We start from the raw sequence: 13,861 nt of genomic DNA, 5'->3' as shown, positions 1-13,861 counted from the left end.
AAAGATTATACGAAAATTAAAGTTATAAAGTGTGAAGAAAGGGGCAAGCGCCCCTAAATTTTAGTGTAAAAAGTGTCTAACGCCAGTGAAGTATAGTGACATGCCATGCTCATTGGCAGCCTCTATCACCTCATCATCTCTGATGCTACCACCTGGCTCGATGACGCATTTTACGCCGACCTTACTAGCGATATCGATACTATCTCTAAACGGAAAGAACGCTTCGCTTGCAAGTACGCAACCGTTTAGATCGATCTTTAGTTCTTTTGCCTTTGCCACGGCTGCACGAGCAGCATCAACGCGGCTTGTCATACCCATGCCAATAGCTACCATAGCGCCATCTTTTACATAAACTACGCAGTTGCTCTTCGTTAGCGCAGCCACTTTCCAAGCGATCTGAGCGTCTTTTAGCTCGCTACCAGTTGCAAATTTCTTGCTCATTTGCTTCATATTTTCAAGCTCTTCGTCTTTTACATAGTCTCTTTCTTGAAATACAAATCCGCCATCAACGTGCTTAAAGTCAAATTTATCATTTGAGCGAACTAAAAATTTATTATCTTGAGTGAAAATTTTGATGCGCTTTTTAGCTTCAAACACCTTAAGAGCTGCTTCATCAACATTTGCAGCAATTATTACCTCAACGTAAATTTCATTTATCTTTTTAGCTAGCTTCTCATCAAGTGTGCCATTTATCGCGACTACACCGCCGTAAGCTGAGATCGGATCGCATTTAAGCGCAGCCTCGTAGCTCTCAAGCAATGTATCTTTTACCGCAAAGCCGCAAGGATTAGCGTGCTTGATGATAGCCACAGCTGGAGAATCATCAAAGCTAGTTGCAAGCATCAATGCGCCATTTATATCGGTCATATTATTGAAACTTGCCTCACCTTTTAAGGCTCTAAAGTTGTTTGTGAAGAAATAATCAAACTCATAAAGTGCGCCTTTTTGGTGTGGATTTTCTCCGTATCTTGTGTCAAAAACCTTGCTTCCCACGATAAATCTAGCATCGCCAAAACCGCCATTAAATCTATCATTCATATAGTTTGCGATCATGCTATCATATGCCGCTGTATGCTCGAATGCCTTTATCATCAGCGATCTTCTAAACTCAAAATCATCGCTTTTCTCTTTTAGGCGCTTTAAAATTTCATCATAATCAAGCACGCTTGTAACTATAATTACGTCTTTAAAATTTTTAGCTGCACTTCTTACCATAGCTGGGCCACCAATGTCGATATTTTCGATGATCTCAGCAAAGTCATCAGTCCTGATGGTAGTCTCTTTAAATGGATATAAATTTACGCAAACTAGGTCTATACCCTCGATGCCATGCTCTTTTGCCTGAGCCACATGTGTAGCGTCGTCACGTTTGTGTAAGATACCGCCATGTATCTTTGGATGAAGCGTCTTTACCCTGCCTTCAAACATCTCAGGCGACGACGTAAATTCGCTAACCTCAGTGGCTTTGACGCCCTCAGCCTTTAAAAGTTTATAGGTGCCACCAGTTGAAAGTATCTGCCAGCCAAGCTCTTCTAGCCCCTTTGCAAACTCTACAATGCCCTCTTTATCGCTAACGCTAAGCAATGCTCTCATTTTTTCTCCTTTATTAAATTTTTATCTTTTTGTTAAACACATACCTTTTGCAAGCAGAAGCTGCCCCATTTTTATATCTTTTGCGATATTCTTTATCGATAAGGCTTCTAGCGTAACCATAACATTTGCAGCTGCATCTATATAATAGTCTTTTCTCTCTACAAAGTTTTCACGCTTTTGACCAACAATATCAACGCTAAAGGCATAGCTTGAAATTTGATTGCCGTCAAAATATCTCGCATCTAATACGCTTAAATTTATAGGCTCCTCTTTCTCAAGCGCCTCGCATATCGGCTTTTTCGAGCTAAATTTCATCACCTTTATGCCGCGATCATACGAAAAGATATACTCACTAATTTCATTTAATTTTTTTGCTTGAACTGACATAATGTCGCTCTTGTTGCCATCTTTGTCGACAAATATTATGCTCACATTGCTATCTTTAACATCGTAGTTGCTGATGACTAATCTTTGATCTTGATAAAGCTCGCTTTGCGTAAGCTTAAATTTTATCTCTTTTCCATCGATATTTACCACTTTAAAATCATTACAAAAGCCAGCCACTGCTAGCAGCAAAATAATAAATTTCTTCATCTAAACTCCAAATTTCTCTTTTAATCGCCCATAAGCCTCGTTTATCTCCTGAAGCTTTTTAGTTGAGCGCTCGATCACCTCTTTACTCTCGCCTCTACCCATTAAAATGTCGGGATGATACTGCCTTACAAGCTCTTTATAACGAAGCTTTACCTCATCAAAGCTTGCATTTTTGCTAAGCCCTAAAACCTCAAATGCATCTTTTTCTTGGACCATTTCATCGGGATTTGCCTCAAATCTTGAGCCATAAAAGCTATCAAATTTAAAGATGATCTCATCAAGCGTTTCTTTATCAATGCCAAATCCATAAGCGATATTTCTTATAACATCTTGCTCATTTTTATTAAAATCTCCATCGATGTAGGCTAAATTTAGAAAAAACGTGAGCCTAGCGACACATGTATCGTAGTTTAGATTAAACGCACGCTTATAGTTTCTAGCGGTTTCATAGGCGTTATCTACATTCTCTTTTTGACTATTATAGACATCTTTTAGATACTCACGCACACCGCTAACGCCGCTAACTTTCTGGCTTAGATCATCTAGCACTTGAGTGATCAGCCTGGCCTCTAGCTCGCTAACTCTGCCGTCACTTTTAGCTACTTTTGCAAGCAGTGAGACTAGAAATTTAGCCTCATCTACATTTGCTTGTTTCTTGCGGTTACTACCTATTTGGACATTCATAAAGAGAAATATCGCACCGCCTAATATCAGTAAAAACAGGACTCCAGACATATTACCACAAGTGATAGATAGTATTTTTTATTTTGCCATTTACTAGTTCGTTTTTACGCCAAGAGCTCTCGTCGTTCATCACATTCCAGCGGCGCTCTTCAGGGCGGTAGAACCAGTCTTTATCTATCTGATAGTAAATTTGCTTGCCATTTGTTTCGATGATATTTGCGATATTGTTATCATGGTAGCTATTTTCATCGTAGTCGGTAAAAGCCCGCTGTCCCATCTCAGAGTAAAGTAGCGTTAGCTCCTGAAGCATTTCATTTAGATCATCATCCATCTTTTTTACATGAAGGCCGATCTCGTGCGCCTCTCTAAAGAGGATCGGATATTCGTGAGCTGGGTAGTCGCCATTTAGCCTTTCAGAAATTTCTGCGATCTTTTTATCATCATCGATGTGATACCTAAGAAGCTCGGTGCAAATCTTAAGTGATAGCGAGCTAGCACGATCAACCGCACCAAAGACTAGCGGATGAATATACTCATAAAGTGAGTTATAAGGGTTTGTGTCGTTTGGCCTATCTTTGTCTTGCTCTTTCCAAAGTTTGACCACACGACTAAGTTCGTCCATCGAAACGCTCACAAGCTCATTGCCTTTATTTGTCGGACTAAGCTCGTGTTTGAGTGAGGTATCAACAGGCGTTAGATAGGCAAGTGGCCCCATGACGATCTCATTTGCGCCAAGTGCCATCATGGTAGCAGCCGAGGCGCAGTTTGCAGGTATTAGAGCTATTAAATTTTTGCAGTAATTTCTAAGTGTAGTGATGATCCTAAGAGCAGCAATACCACTTCCGCCGTCACTTTTTATAAAAAGATAAGCAGTATCTATCTTTTTACCCTTTAAAATTTCATACATAGCACTTGCATCGTTGCCGCAAACACTACCAGCGTTTGAATTATAGTAAGTTATCAAGGTAGCGTTTAGTCTTTTTTCGATCGATTTTATTAAATTTTGTGTCTTACTAAAAAGTACTGGCGGCTTTGCTACGACTCGTTTTTCAACTTGTTCTGCTTCCTTTTGCTCATTTTCAGCCTCAGCGACCTTGCTCTTTTTCAAAGCCATTTTTTAATCCTCTTTTCTAACGATTTTTGCAAACTCATTTAGATAAATTTCTCTTATCTCGTCTATGTTCTCATCAATATCATTTAGTTTAAATCTCTTACCACCACTAACGCCAATCTTCTCAAATTTCACACCAAATTTAGCAGCAAGCGCTTCAAATTTAGTCTCATCTTTTACGCCAACGACCGCCCTTGAAAAGCTCTCGTCAAAGATAAAATTTGACTCTTTAAATTTCGCCTCGCAGTTTACGCCGATATTTGAAATACTAGCCATTTTTGCTAGCGTAATAGCAAGACCGCCTACGCCTATGCTATTTGCAAACTCTAAAATTTGCTCTTTATTTGCCTCGATCACTAGGTCCCAAAGAGCTCGCTCAGCTTTATAATCAACCTCTTTTAACTTGCCGCCGACTGCATCAAATAGCGCCTTTGCGTAAAGCGAGGCAGCGAATTCCCCATTTGTCTCACCAAGTAGGTAAATCGCCCTGCCCTCGCTTAAAAATGTGCTTTTTAGATTTAAGTTCGCATCTTCATTTACGCCAACTGTGACGATGGCTGGTGTCGGATAGACGCTCACGCCGTCAGTGTCGTTATAAAGGCTCACGTTGCCGCTCACGACTGGTGTGTTTAGCTCACGGCAAGCCTCTTTTATGCCTTCACATCCCTCTTTGAACTGCCACATTACCTCTGGATTTTGTGGGTTGCCGTAGTTTAAGCAGTCAGTGATCGCAAGTGGCACAGCGCCGCTCATCGCTACTTTCCTGCCAGCTGCCGCGACAGCTCTTGCAGCGCCAATTTTTGGATCAACAAAATTTGCCCTAGGATTACACTGCGCAGCCATAGAGACGGCCTTTTTAGTGCCTTTTACTCTGATACTTGCAGCGCCTAAGTGTCCGGGCTGTTTTATAGTATTTGTCTGAATATTTGCGTCGTATTGATCGTAGATAAAGCTTTTATTTAGCACCTCTGGCTCTTTTAAAAGCTTGAAAAATGCGGTTTTGTTATCAACATTATTTGGAATTTCTAAATTTGCTATCTCATCAAGGTATTTTGGACGTGCAACTGGGCGATCAAGCACTGGAGCTGCCTCGCTAAGTGGGCCGATAGGGATTTCGCCTGCAAGCTCACCATGCCAGTAAAGCTGCATCACGCCACTACTTGTGACCTCGCCGATGATCTCAGCGTCAAGGTCCCATTTTCTAAAAATTTCAAGCACTTTTTGCTCATAGCCCTTTTTGGCACATATTAGCATACGCTCTTGAGACTCACTTAGCATTAGCTCATAAGGCGTCATGCCAACTTCACGCATCGGCACGCGGTCTAGATACATCTTCATACCGCTGCCACTTCTACCAGCCATCTCAAAGCTAGAGCTTGTTAGTCCTGCCGCACCCATATCTTGAATGCCGATAATGTAGTCTTTTTTAAAGAGCTCCAAGCAAGCTTCCATAAGCAGCTTCTCGGCAAATGGGTCGCCTACTTGCACCGTTGGGCGAAGCGATTTATTTTCGTCGTTAAAGCTATCGCTCGCCATCACAGCGCCGCCAAGGCCGTCTCTACCGGTCTTTGAGCCCACGTAAATGACTGGGTTGCCTACACCTTCAGCCTTGCCATAGAAAATTTCATCACTTTTGCAAAGGCCAAGTGCAAAGGCGTTGATTAGGATATTGCCATTAAAACTAGGATCAAAGGTAGTTTCGCCACCGATCGTCGGGATACCCATGCAGTTACCGTAGTGACCGATGCCTGCCACACTTCCTTTTATCAAATATCTATGCTTTTTAGCTAGCTCGCTCTCGCCTCTTATCTCACCAAAACGAAGCGAGTTCATGTTCGCAACAACTCTTGCGCCCATCGTAAAGACATCTCTTAAAATTCCACCAACGCCAGTTGCAGCGCCCTGAAACGGCTCGATAAAGCTTGGATGGTTGTGACTCTCCATCTTAAACACAGCTGCGATCCCATCGCCAACGTCGATGACGCCGGCATTTTCACCAGGTCCTTGGATGACCCAAGGCGCTTTTGTCGGAAAGCCATTTAGGTATTTTTTGCTTGATTTATAGCTGCAGTGCTCGCTCCACATCGCTGAAAATATGCCAAGCTCTAGTAAATTTGGCTCGCGGCCTAGGATTTTTAAGATCTCTTCATACTCTTCGTCGCTAATTTTATGTGCTTGTATGGTAGCTTTATCCATTGATGTAACCTTTTAAGAATTTTAAGCCATTTTACAATCTTGCTTATAAAAAGTTACTAAAAAGCCTTTTGAAATTTAGCAGAATAAAGCATTATTGAGAGAATTTTGCCTACTTTAATAAGGTCTTTTTTGTAGCAGTATTTTAAAAATTTATGCCAGTGTTTTATTTTTGCTAGCATGGTAATAAAAAGTGGCAAAATTTTCAAACCTAGCTCGTAGCTATTTTGTTGCCACTTTTATTCATATTTGCAGTTTTGTTTCTATTTTAAATTTCTATTTCGTATTTTTAAAAACTTTTTCAAGATGCGCTTCATACTCTTTTATGTATCTTGGTACATCTGGCATCTTGATCACATCATTGCACATAAAATATGGAAGTGGCTTCATGCCCAAAAACTCATTTGCCTTTCTAAAATGAAAATAAACCCCATCGATCCCGCGCGCATCAAAAAACTCGCTTGGATCGCTAAATGCCTCAGCTGGGGCATTCCAAGTAAGGCTTAGCATAAATTTCTTTTCATTTAGCAAGCCACCCTTGCCATAGTTTTTAGTTGGATCCACCCTATGCCTGCCATCGCTCGTATAAAGCTTGCCGTGGCCTGCAGTAAAGACCTCATCGATATATTTTTTCACTATCCAAGGCTCGCCCATCCACCAAGCTGGCATCTGCCAAACTACCGCTTCCATCCAGAGAAATTTCTCAACTTCAGCCTCGATATCATAGCCATGATCTATTGTAGTTTGTTTTATCTCGTGACCCATTTTTGCGAGCTTCTCGCATGCAAGGTCGTGAAGTGTTTGATTTAGTCTGCCATCTGAGTGGGCAAATTTTTTACCACCATTTATAAGTAAAATTTTCATCGTATCTCCTTTAAAAAACGAAAATTTTAACCAAAAAAACTATCATTTTCCTAAACAAAAATGGCTAAACATCTCGTCTAAAATTTCACTTCTCTCAAATGGCTTTGTGATGCTTGCAAGCGCCTTTATCGCACTATTTAGCTCATAAGCAAAAATTTCTAGCTCTTCTTCACTTAGCCTTAAAAATGCTCTTTTTAAAGCCTCACTCGCCTCTTTACAGCTTAAAATTTGACGGTTTGAGCTTAGCATGATCTCATCAGTGTCTTGCGTCTTGAGGTAGCTCTCAAGCTCTTTTAAAACTACGCTTGTATCGGTTTTTGCTGAAATTTTGATAGCGTCATCTAGCTCTATATCAAATTTAAACGCTAGATCGCTTTTGTTTAGGATAAAAAAGGCTTTTTTACTTGAGTTAGAAACGAGCCTAATTATATCTTTATCTTGCTCATCGCTTAGACAAGAGCCATCAAAAACAGCTAGGATGATGTCGGCCTCATTAATGGCAGAAATCGAGTAGTTTATACCGATTTGCTCGATCTTTCCAGCATCTTTTCTGATGCCAGCAGTGTCTATTATGCGAACTAAATGCGAACCTATCTTAAAATTTTCTTCTATTCTATCTCTGGTTGTGCCTGCTTCATCACTTACAATAGCTCTCTCGTAGGCCAAAAACGAGTTCAAAATAGAACTTTTACCAACATTTGGCTTGCCAACGATCGCGATCTTAAAGCCATCTATGAGTCCTCTTCTTTGCTCACTAAGAGTGGCTATATGCTCTAACTTCTCGCTATTTCTTAAAAGCATCTCTTTAGTTTGATCTAGCAAATTTGTGGGCAGATCGTCATCAGCATAATCAATCATCGTCTCAACAAAGGCAAGAGTTTTGACCACTTCACCCCTTATCTCTCCTACAAATTTACTAAGATCGCCTTGCATTTGGCGGGTTAAAATTTTAGCAGCGATCTCACTTTTTGAAGTGATAAGCCCTTGCATCGCCTCTGCCTTTGCTAGATCCATCTTGCCATTTAAAAACGCTCGCTTGCTAAACTCGCCAGGCATAGCAAGCCTTGCACCAGCTTTAATTAGTTCGTTTAAAATTCTTTCACTAACTACGATACCGCCATGAGTTTGAAATTCGACGATATCCTCGCCTGTAAAGCTTGCTGGGGCTTTAAAATATATAACGATGCCCTCGTCTAAAATTTCATCATCAAGGGAGTAGATTTTGGCTAGTTTTGCGTATCTTGGCTCTAAATTTGAAAGTTTAAGGAGTTTTAAAGAGGTGGCCAGAGCGTCCTTACCGCTAAGCCTTACGATAGAAACTGAGCCGATGCCATAAGCTGTGGCAAGGGCTGCGATAGTTTCACTCATTTTTTGAAAAAGTCATTTACGACGACAAATTTGCCGTCATTGCCGCTTTTTATGCCAACATATTTATCTGGAAATTTTTGGCGGAGCTTCTCAAGTGCGATCTTAACCAAAACTCCATCTAGTGGCTTAGTTTGAGCCCTACCAGTGTTTTGTACTCTCTCGATCACGCCGTTTAAATATTGCTCCATTATCGCTTCTTGATTTTGCAAAAACTGTGCGATCTCAAGACGGATAGCAAGATCATATTTTGAATTTAGCCAGTTGTAAAGCATGTAAGAGATCGCCTTATATCTATAGCCCTCTTTGCCTATGAGTAGTGCTGCATCAGCTCCATCAAGCTCTATAAGCACCGTTTCATCGTCAAATTTGCTAACTTCAATTTTACTAATATCAAAACAACTTGCCTTAAAAAGACGGTTCATGCCATCTTTGATCTCAGGTAAAATTTTATCAAAGTCGATTGTTGCTTTTTCTTTTTTTTCTTTTTGTAAAGCTTGAGCCGCACTCTCTTCATCAGTTTGGTTAAAATTTTCAATAATAGAATTATCTAAAATATTTTTAGGAGCATTTTTACCAGCTTGTGACTCCTTTATTTCTTTTGGCTCATCAAGTCTCTTTATTACATATCCTGGTTCAGCCTCCTCTTCACTCTTTTGAGCAAATGCATCTTTAGCTAGAGCTTCATTTTTTTCACTTAAATTTGACTTTTCATTTTTATGCTCTTTTTGCTCAAATTTAGTTTCGCTTTTTTCATCTCTATGTTTTTTAGAACCTCGCTTTTTATCACAATGATCGTGTTTTTTAGCTTGCTTTTTATCTTCTTTTATAGCCTCGTTCTCATCATTTTTTTTAACAAAATTTTTATCATTTTTTGGTTTATGTTGTAGTTTTGGCTGATTTTCTAAATTTGCTTCTATGATCGCACTTCTTTTAAAAAATCCAAAAAAGCCACTGCTTGGATGCTGTAAAACTTTTATATCAAGCTGAGTTACTGAGCAGTTAAGTTGCTCAGCTGCCTTTTGAAATGCCTCTTGAAGGGTATTTGCTTCTATTTTCATTAAGCTTTTACCTCCGCAGATTTTTTATGTTTTTCAAAAAGTTTGTTTACAAATACTTGCTGAACAACCGAGCAAACGTTATTTACAAACCAGTAAAGTGTAAGACCAGCTGGGAATGTCACGAAGAAAAATGTAAATATAAGAGGTAAAAATTTCATCACCTTTTCTTGCATAGGATCAGCAAATGTCGTTGGTGTAAGCTTTTGCTGCAAAAACATCGTAAGACCCATCAAAATAGGTAATACAAAATATGGATCCATTACCGAAAGATCGTGTATCCAAACTATCCAAGGAGCACCTTTTAGCTCGATTGCATTTAGTAAAACGCGGTAGATTGCAAAAAATACTGGAATTTGAAGCAAGATCGGCAAGCAGCCACCCATCGGATTTGCACCATGCTTTTTATAAAGCTCCATCATATGAACTTGCATTTTTTGCTTATCATCTTTATATTTTGTCTGAAGCTCTTTTACCTTTGGAGCAAGCTCTTTAAGCTTATTCATAGATAGCATACCCTTGTATGTAAGCGGGAATAAAACTATCCTTATAACAAGTGTTAGCACAACTATCGCCCAACCCCAGTTTCCAATGTAGTTATGCAAGAAATTTAAAAATGCAAACATCGGTTTTGCTATAAATGTAAACCAACCATACTCGATAACATCATTTAATCTCTCATCCATTGAGCTTAAAATTTTATGCTCTTTTGGTCCGATATAACCGCCTAATTTTAAATTTTCACTTGCTTTTACAAAAAGAATAGGATTATTACTAGCATCTTTATCTACGGCTACTTCAAATGGCTTTTCAAATGAGTAAAATAGCGTTGTATAATATCTATCAGATGCGGCTGCTATTGTGGTATTTGCATAGTTTTTAACCTCTTTAGCGTCGCCATCTTCAATAATATTTAGGCTATCATCCGTGTTTCTAAGCATCACGCCGTGAACCGTATAGCTATCTACTGCGATGTTTGGCCTAAAGCCAGGAGTGATGAAATAATCAACACTTTTACTTAAATTTACTTCAACTTCATATCTACCATTTGGGTAAAATTTGATATTTTTTGTAATCGTAACGCCATCTAAAATTTGAGTAAGTTTTATAGTTTTAGGCTCGCTGCTGGCATCTATCTCACTAGCGTCACTACTATATGCAACCTTAAAAGCATCGGCATTTAGCGTGTTATCGTTAAATCTAAGCTCAAGTGGCAATGGATTTTGCGAAACAAGCTCGATTTTATCGCCATCTTCAGTTTTATATTTCTCTTCGGTTAAATAAAATTTTGAAATTCTTCCCAGTTTATCTATCTTAGCTTCATAGCTGAGACCTTTAATGGTAGCGATTGTTTCATTTGAAGCTAAATTTTCATTTGACTTTGGAGTATTTTGGTTTGTATTTGGAGCTTTGTTTTGATCTATTGTTTGGGACATTGTAGTTTGATTTTGCTCAAGCAGCACTCTTTTTGGCATAAAAAAGTCATATACTATGAAAAATACAATAGATAAAAGTGCTGCAAGAAGCAGTCTTTTTTGCATAGATATCTGTTCCATTTATTTTTTTTCCTTTAATTTATCTAATACTTTTACGACATAAAATTTACTATTCTGACAAGGGACAAACCAAAAATTTACATTTCTGGTATCACTTTTTTGAGATATAAAACATAAGTTAAATTTTTTGTAGATGATTGGGTAGCTGATACCGCCTTTAAAAAGCTGATTACATTTTAAAATTCGCATGAAGGTTGCAAAAAAAGCAGAAAAAAAACTATTTGTTTGAAATTCCCAAATCGCGTATTGTGAGCAAGTCGGATAATAGCGACAGCTTTTTGGTAGAAGTATGGAAATATATTTTTGATAAAAAGCGATAGCTTTAATCGCAATTTTTTTCATTTTAAACATCCCATTTTTTTTGTAGACCAACTTAAATTTTTACAAATTTTTTCAAATGAAATTTCTGTAATTCCATTTTTTGCGATCATAATATATGTGCCATCTTTTAATTCACTAGAAATGTTAAAAAAAGCGGCTCTCAAAAGTCTTTTAGCTCTATTTCTAACTACCGCTTTTCCTACTTTTTTACTAGCAACTACTGCTATTTTTTTTTCATTTGTTGGTTTATAAAAAACAATGCAAGCATCACAATGCCACTTGCTAGCCTCTTTATAAACTTGAGAGAATTCTTTTGAGCCGCTTAACGACCCAAAACCAGCTAAGCAGCCAATCTTTTTCTACCTTTGGCACGTCTAGCATTTATTACCTTTCGGCCATTTTTAGTTTTCATTCTTAAGCGAAAGCCGTGAGTGCGTTTTTTAGGGGTTTTATGAGGTTGATAAGTCCTTTTCATTTCTATCCTTAAAGTTAATATAAAAAGTGGGATTTTATCAAAGCAATACTTAAATTCCTTTGAATAACTTAGCTTAAAAAGCCACAACTCAAACTTTAAGCAAATCAAGTTATAATCCAAAAATGAATTTTAATAAAGACAATAGGCTTTTAAAAAAATTATTTTTCTTAAAACTAATTGGCTATAAGTTTATTGATAAAAATTTTCTTAGTCTAAGCAATTATCATGATTACAACAATATTGATGAGCTAAACCGCGAAGTAAAAAAATGTTCTCTTTGTTCTTTGCGAAACAGCTCAAAAGGCGTAACAGCCGGTATCGGCAATGAAAATAGCAAAATCATGTTTATATTATTTTCTAATAAAAGTGACTCTTATGAAAATAACAGTAAAAAATTTTTAGAAAATGCCATAAAAAATAGTTTAAATTTAGATATAAAAGAAATTTATATAAGTTCTCTACTTCGGTGTGAAATTTCACAAAATGATGATAAAAGTCCGATTTTAAGCAGTTCTATTGAACTTTGTCGTCCTTATTTGTTTGAAGAGATTAGGCTGATAGAGCCAAAGATAATCGTGACTTTAGGAGAGAAAGCCTTTATGCATTTATATCCAAATTTATTGCTAAAAGGCGGATTTGCAAGCATAAGAGGTAGTATTTTAAAAAATGAAAATAGCCTTATTTTACCAACGTTTTCACCAGAGTGGATCAGCAAAAATCCTAGTTTTGAAAATATTTTTATAGATGATTTAAGAAAGATCAAAGGAGTGATATGAGAAAAATTTTACTTTTTTTAGCCATTTTTTCGACTATTTTTGCATCGCAAGATGAGATAAACTTTGAGAGTAATATTACAAAAAATCAAAGTCTATCAAGCATACCTCCAGCAAAGATTACTTATATAAATTTAGAACCAGAATTTTGTGATAATGCCTGCCTAAATGAGCTTATTAAGTCTGATTTACTGGCTAGTTTTATGGCAAGATTTGAGCCAGCAAAAATAGACGATAACGCTCTTTTAGAGCTTTATATCTCTCTTGGTGGTGAAGCTATTTTAAAAGTTAATAAAAGCGGCAAAATCGCTGTAATAATCCCACAAAAGATTATAAAATCTTATGCAAATGTTGTATCAAATGCGGTCTTAAGCTATGTCTTAAAGCAAGACGCGGATATCGAGATCAAATTTATAAATAGCAACGATGAAAGCCCACAAAGTCTTACAAATGCTATGCAAACGGCTAGAGCCCAAGGCTTTAATTATTTTATCGCAGCCCTTACATCAAATGGTGCAAACATTATGAATTCGCTAGTCCTATCAAATGAGCTTATCTACATTCCAAGCGTTCATAGCTCTTTTGTCATAACTCCAAAGCCAAATTTGATCTTTGGTGGCATTGATTATAAAGAGCAAATTTCAGCTTTGCTAGCTTACTCGAACGAAAAAATAGTTGCATTTGATGATGGTAGTTCATTAGGGCAAAAGCTAAATGAATATGTCCGCATGCAAAGTAGCGATTATCATGAAGCCTCTATCGTAGGCAAAGATATAAATTTAAACGACACTTTAAGTAAAAAATCCAAATTTGATGACGCAAGTGTATTTTTAAACATCCCAATCGTCAAAGCTTCTCTTGTAGCAACGCAGATGAGAGGCTTTGAGATAAAACCATACGCACTTTTAAGTACACAGATAAATTTTTTACCAAATATCTTTAATGCCATCGCGCAAAGAGATAGACAAAATCTTTTCATCGCAAACTCACTAAATCCTATTAACGACTTATTTTTGGGGCTTGGTGATCTTTTTGATGTAGATTTTAGATATTCACAAATCGGCTATTCAAGTGCTTTTGGTGCCGAGTACATATACACAAATTTTATAGATAAAAGCGCTGATAGAATTTTTACCGAAAGAGTTGAAAACTCTCAAGTCTTATATGGGGTTAAAATTTATAACGCAAAGGGCGACCACTTTGACGAAGCAAATCAAGAAATTTTGCTCGATCAAAATAGCTCAATGTAAAAGCACAAAGTGGCTAATGCTAAT

The 13,861-nt window shown here is 37.7% G+C and carries 14 protein-coding genes; 2 read left to right on the top strand and 12 right to left on the bottom strand.

Annotated elements, in window-relative coordinates:
* Window positions 1-60 precede the first annotated feature (60 nt).
* The 12 genes from purH to rpmH all read right to left on the bottom strand — a co-directional run bounded on the left by purH (window position 61) and on the right by rpmH (window position 11,814).
* Complete coding sequence (gene purH / locus CCON33237_RS03860) at window positions 61-1,593, bottom strand: bifunctional phosphoribosylaminoimidazolecarboxamide formyltransferase/IMP cyclohydrolase (RefSeq protein WP_054196466.1); 1,533 nt, start codon at window positions 1,591-1,593, stop codon at window positions 61-63.
* A gap of 21 nt (window positions 1,594-1,614) precedes the next feature.
* The gene (locus CCON33237_RS03855) at window positions 1,615-2,187 is read right to left on the bottom strand and encodes a hypothetical protein (RefSeq protein ID WP_054196465.1); all 573 of its coding nucleotides are present in this window, start codon (window positions 2,185-2,187) and stop codon (window positions 1,615-1,617) included.
* A complete protein-coding gene (locus CCON33237_RS03850) occupies window positions 2,188-2,922 on the bottom strand; it encodes a TerB family tellurite resistance protein (protein WP_054196464.1) in 735 nt (244 codons plus the stop codon).
* A gap of 1 nt (window position 2,923) precedes the next feature.
* Window positions 2,924-3,985 carry an SDH family Clp fold serine proteinase gene (locus CCON33237_RS03845; protein ID WP_054196463.1) on the bottom strand — a complete coding sequence of 354 codons (1,062 nt, stop codon included), beginning with the start codon at window positions 3,983-3,985 and terminating at the stop codon, window positions 2,924-2,926.
* A gap of 3 nt (window positions 3,986-3,988) precedes the next feature.
* Window positions 3,989-6,178: a phosphoribosylformylglycinamidine synthase subunit PurL gene (purL, locus tag CCON33237_RS03840; protein WP_054196462.1), complete on the bottom strand. Its 2,190-nt coding sequence runs from the start codon at window positions 6,176-6,178 to the stop codon at window positions 3,989-3,991.
* A gap of 273 nt (window positions 6,179-6,451) precedes the next feature.
* On the bottom strand, window positions 6,452-7,039 hold the full coding sequence (locus CCON33237_RS03835; protein WP_054196461.1) for an NAD(P)H-dependent oxidoreductase: 588 nt from the start codon (window positions 7,037-7,039) through the stop codon (window positions 6,452-6,454).
* Window positions 7,040-7,081: 42 nt separating this feature from the next.
* A complete protein-coding gene (gene mnmE, locus CCON33237_RS03830; protein ID WP_054196460.1) occupies window positions 7,082-8,407 on the bottom strand; it encodes a tRNA uridine-5-carboxymethylaminomethyl(34) synthesis GTPase MnmE in 1,326 nt (441 codons plus the stop codon).
* Complete coding sequence (locus CCON33237_RS03825) at window positions 8,404-9,465, bottom strand: Jag N-terminal domain-containing protein (RefSeq protein WP_054196459.1); 1,062 nt, start codon at window positions 9,463-9,465, stop codon at window positions 8,404-8,406. Before CCON33237_RS03825 ends, mnmE begins: the two co-directional genes overlap by 4 nt.
* A complete protein-coding gene (gene yidC, locus CCON33237_RS03820) occupies window positions 9,465-11,018 on the bottom strand; it encodes a membrane protein insertase YidC (RefSeq protein WP_054196458.1) in 1,554 nt (517 codons plus the stop codon). Before yidC ends, CCON33237_RS03825 begins: the two co-directional genes overlap by 1 nt.
* Window positions 11,019-11,360, bottom strand: a complete 342-nt coding sequence (gene yidD, locus CCON33237_RS03815) for a membrane protein insertion efficiency factor YidD (protein WP_054196457.1) — start codon at window positions 11,358-11,360, stop codon at window positions 11,019-11,021. It abuts the gene before it with no gap.
* Complete coding sequence (rnpA, locus tag CCON33237_RS09440; protein WP_081004429.1) at window positions 11,357-11,692, bottom strand: ribonuclease P protein component; 336 nt, start codon at window positions 11,690-11,692, stop codon at window positions 11,357-11,359. The genes yidD and rnpA overlap by 4 nt, the downstream gene beginning before the upstream one ends.
* On the bottom strand, window positions 11,680-11,814 hold the full coding sequence (gene rpmH / locus CCON33237_RS03805; RefSeq protein ID WP_002940373.1) for a 50S ribosomal protein L34: 135 nt from the start codon (window positions 11,812-11,814) through the stop codon (window positions 11,680-11,682). Before rpmH ends, rnpA begins: the two co-directional genes overlap by 13 nt.
* A gap of 122 nt (window positions 11,815-11,936) precedes the next feature.
* Here rpmH and CCON33237_RS03800 point away from each other — a divergent pair, with 122 nt between their 5' ends.
* Together CCON33237_RS03800 and CCON33237_RS03795 are read left to right on the top strand one after the other, a co-directional pair.
* The gene (locus tag CCON33237_RS03800; RefSeq protein WP_054196455.1) at window positions 11,937-12,590 is read left to right on the top strand and encodes a uracil-DNA glycosylase family protein; all 654 of its coding nucleotides are present in this window, start codon (window positions 11,937-11,939) and stop codon (window positions 12,588-12,590) included.
* A complete protein-coding gene (locus CCON33237_RS03795) occupies window positions 12,587-13,837 on the top strand; it encodes a hypothetical protein (RefSeq protein ID WP_054196454.1) in 1,251 nt (416 codons plus the stop codon). Before CCON33237_RS03800 ends, CCON33237_RS03795 begins: the two co-directional genes overlap by 4 nt.
* The last annotated feature ends 24 nt before the right edge of the window (window positions 13,838-13,861 follow it).

The sequence above is a fragment of the Campylobacter concisus genome (genome assembly GCF_001298465.1).
In the GTDB taxonomy this organism is placed as follows: Bacteria; Campylobacterota; Campylobacteria; order Campylobacterales; family Campylobacteraceae; genus Campylobacter_A; species Campylobacter_A concisus.
This window is presented reverse-complemented; position numbering and strand designations above follow the sequence as displayed.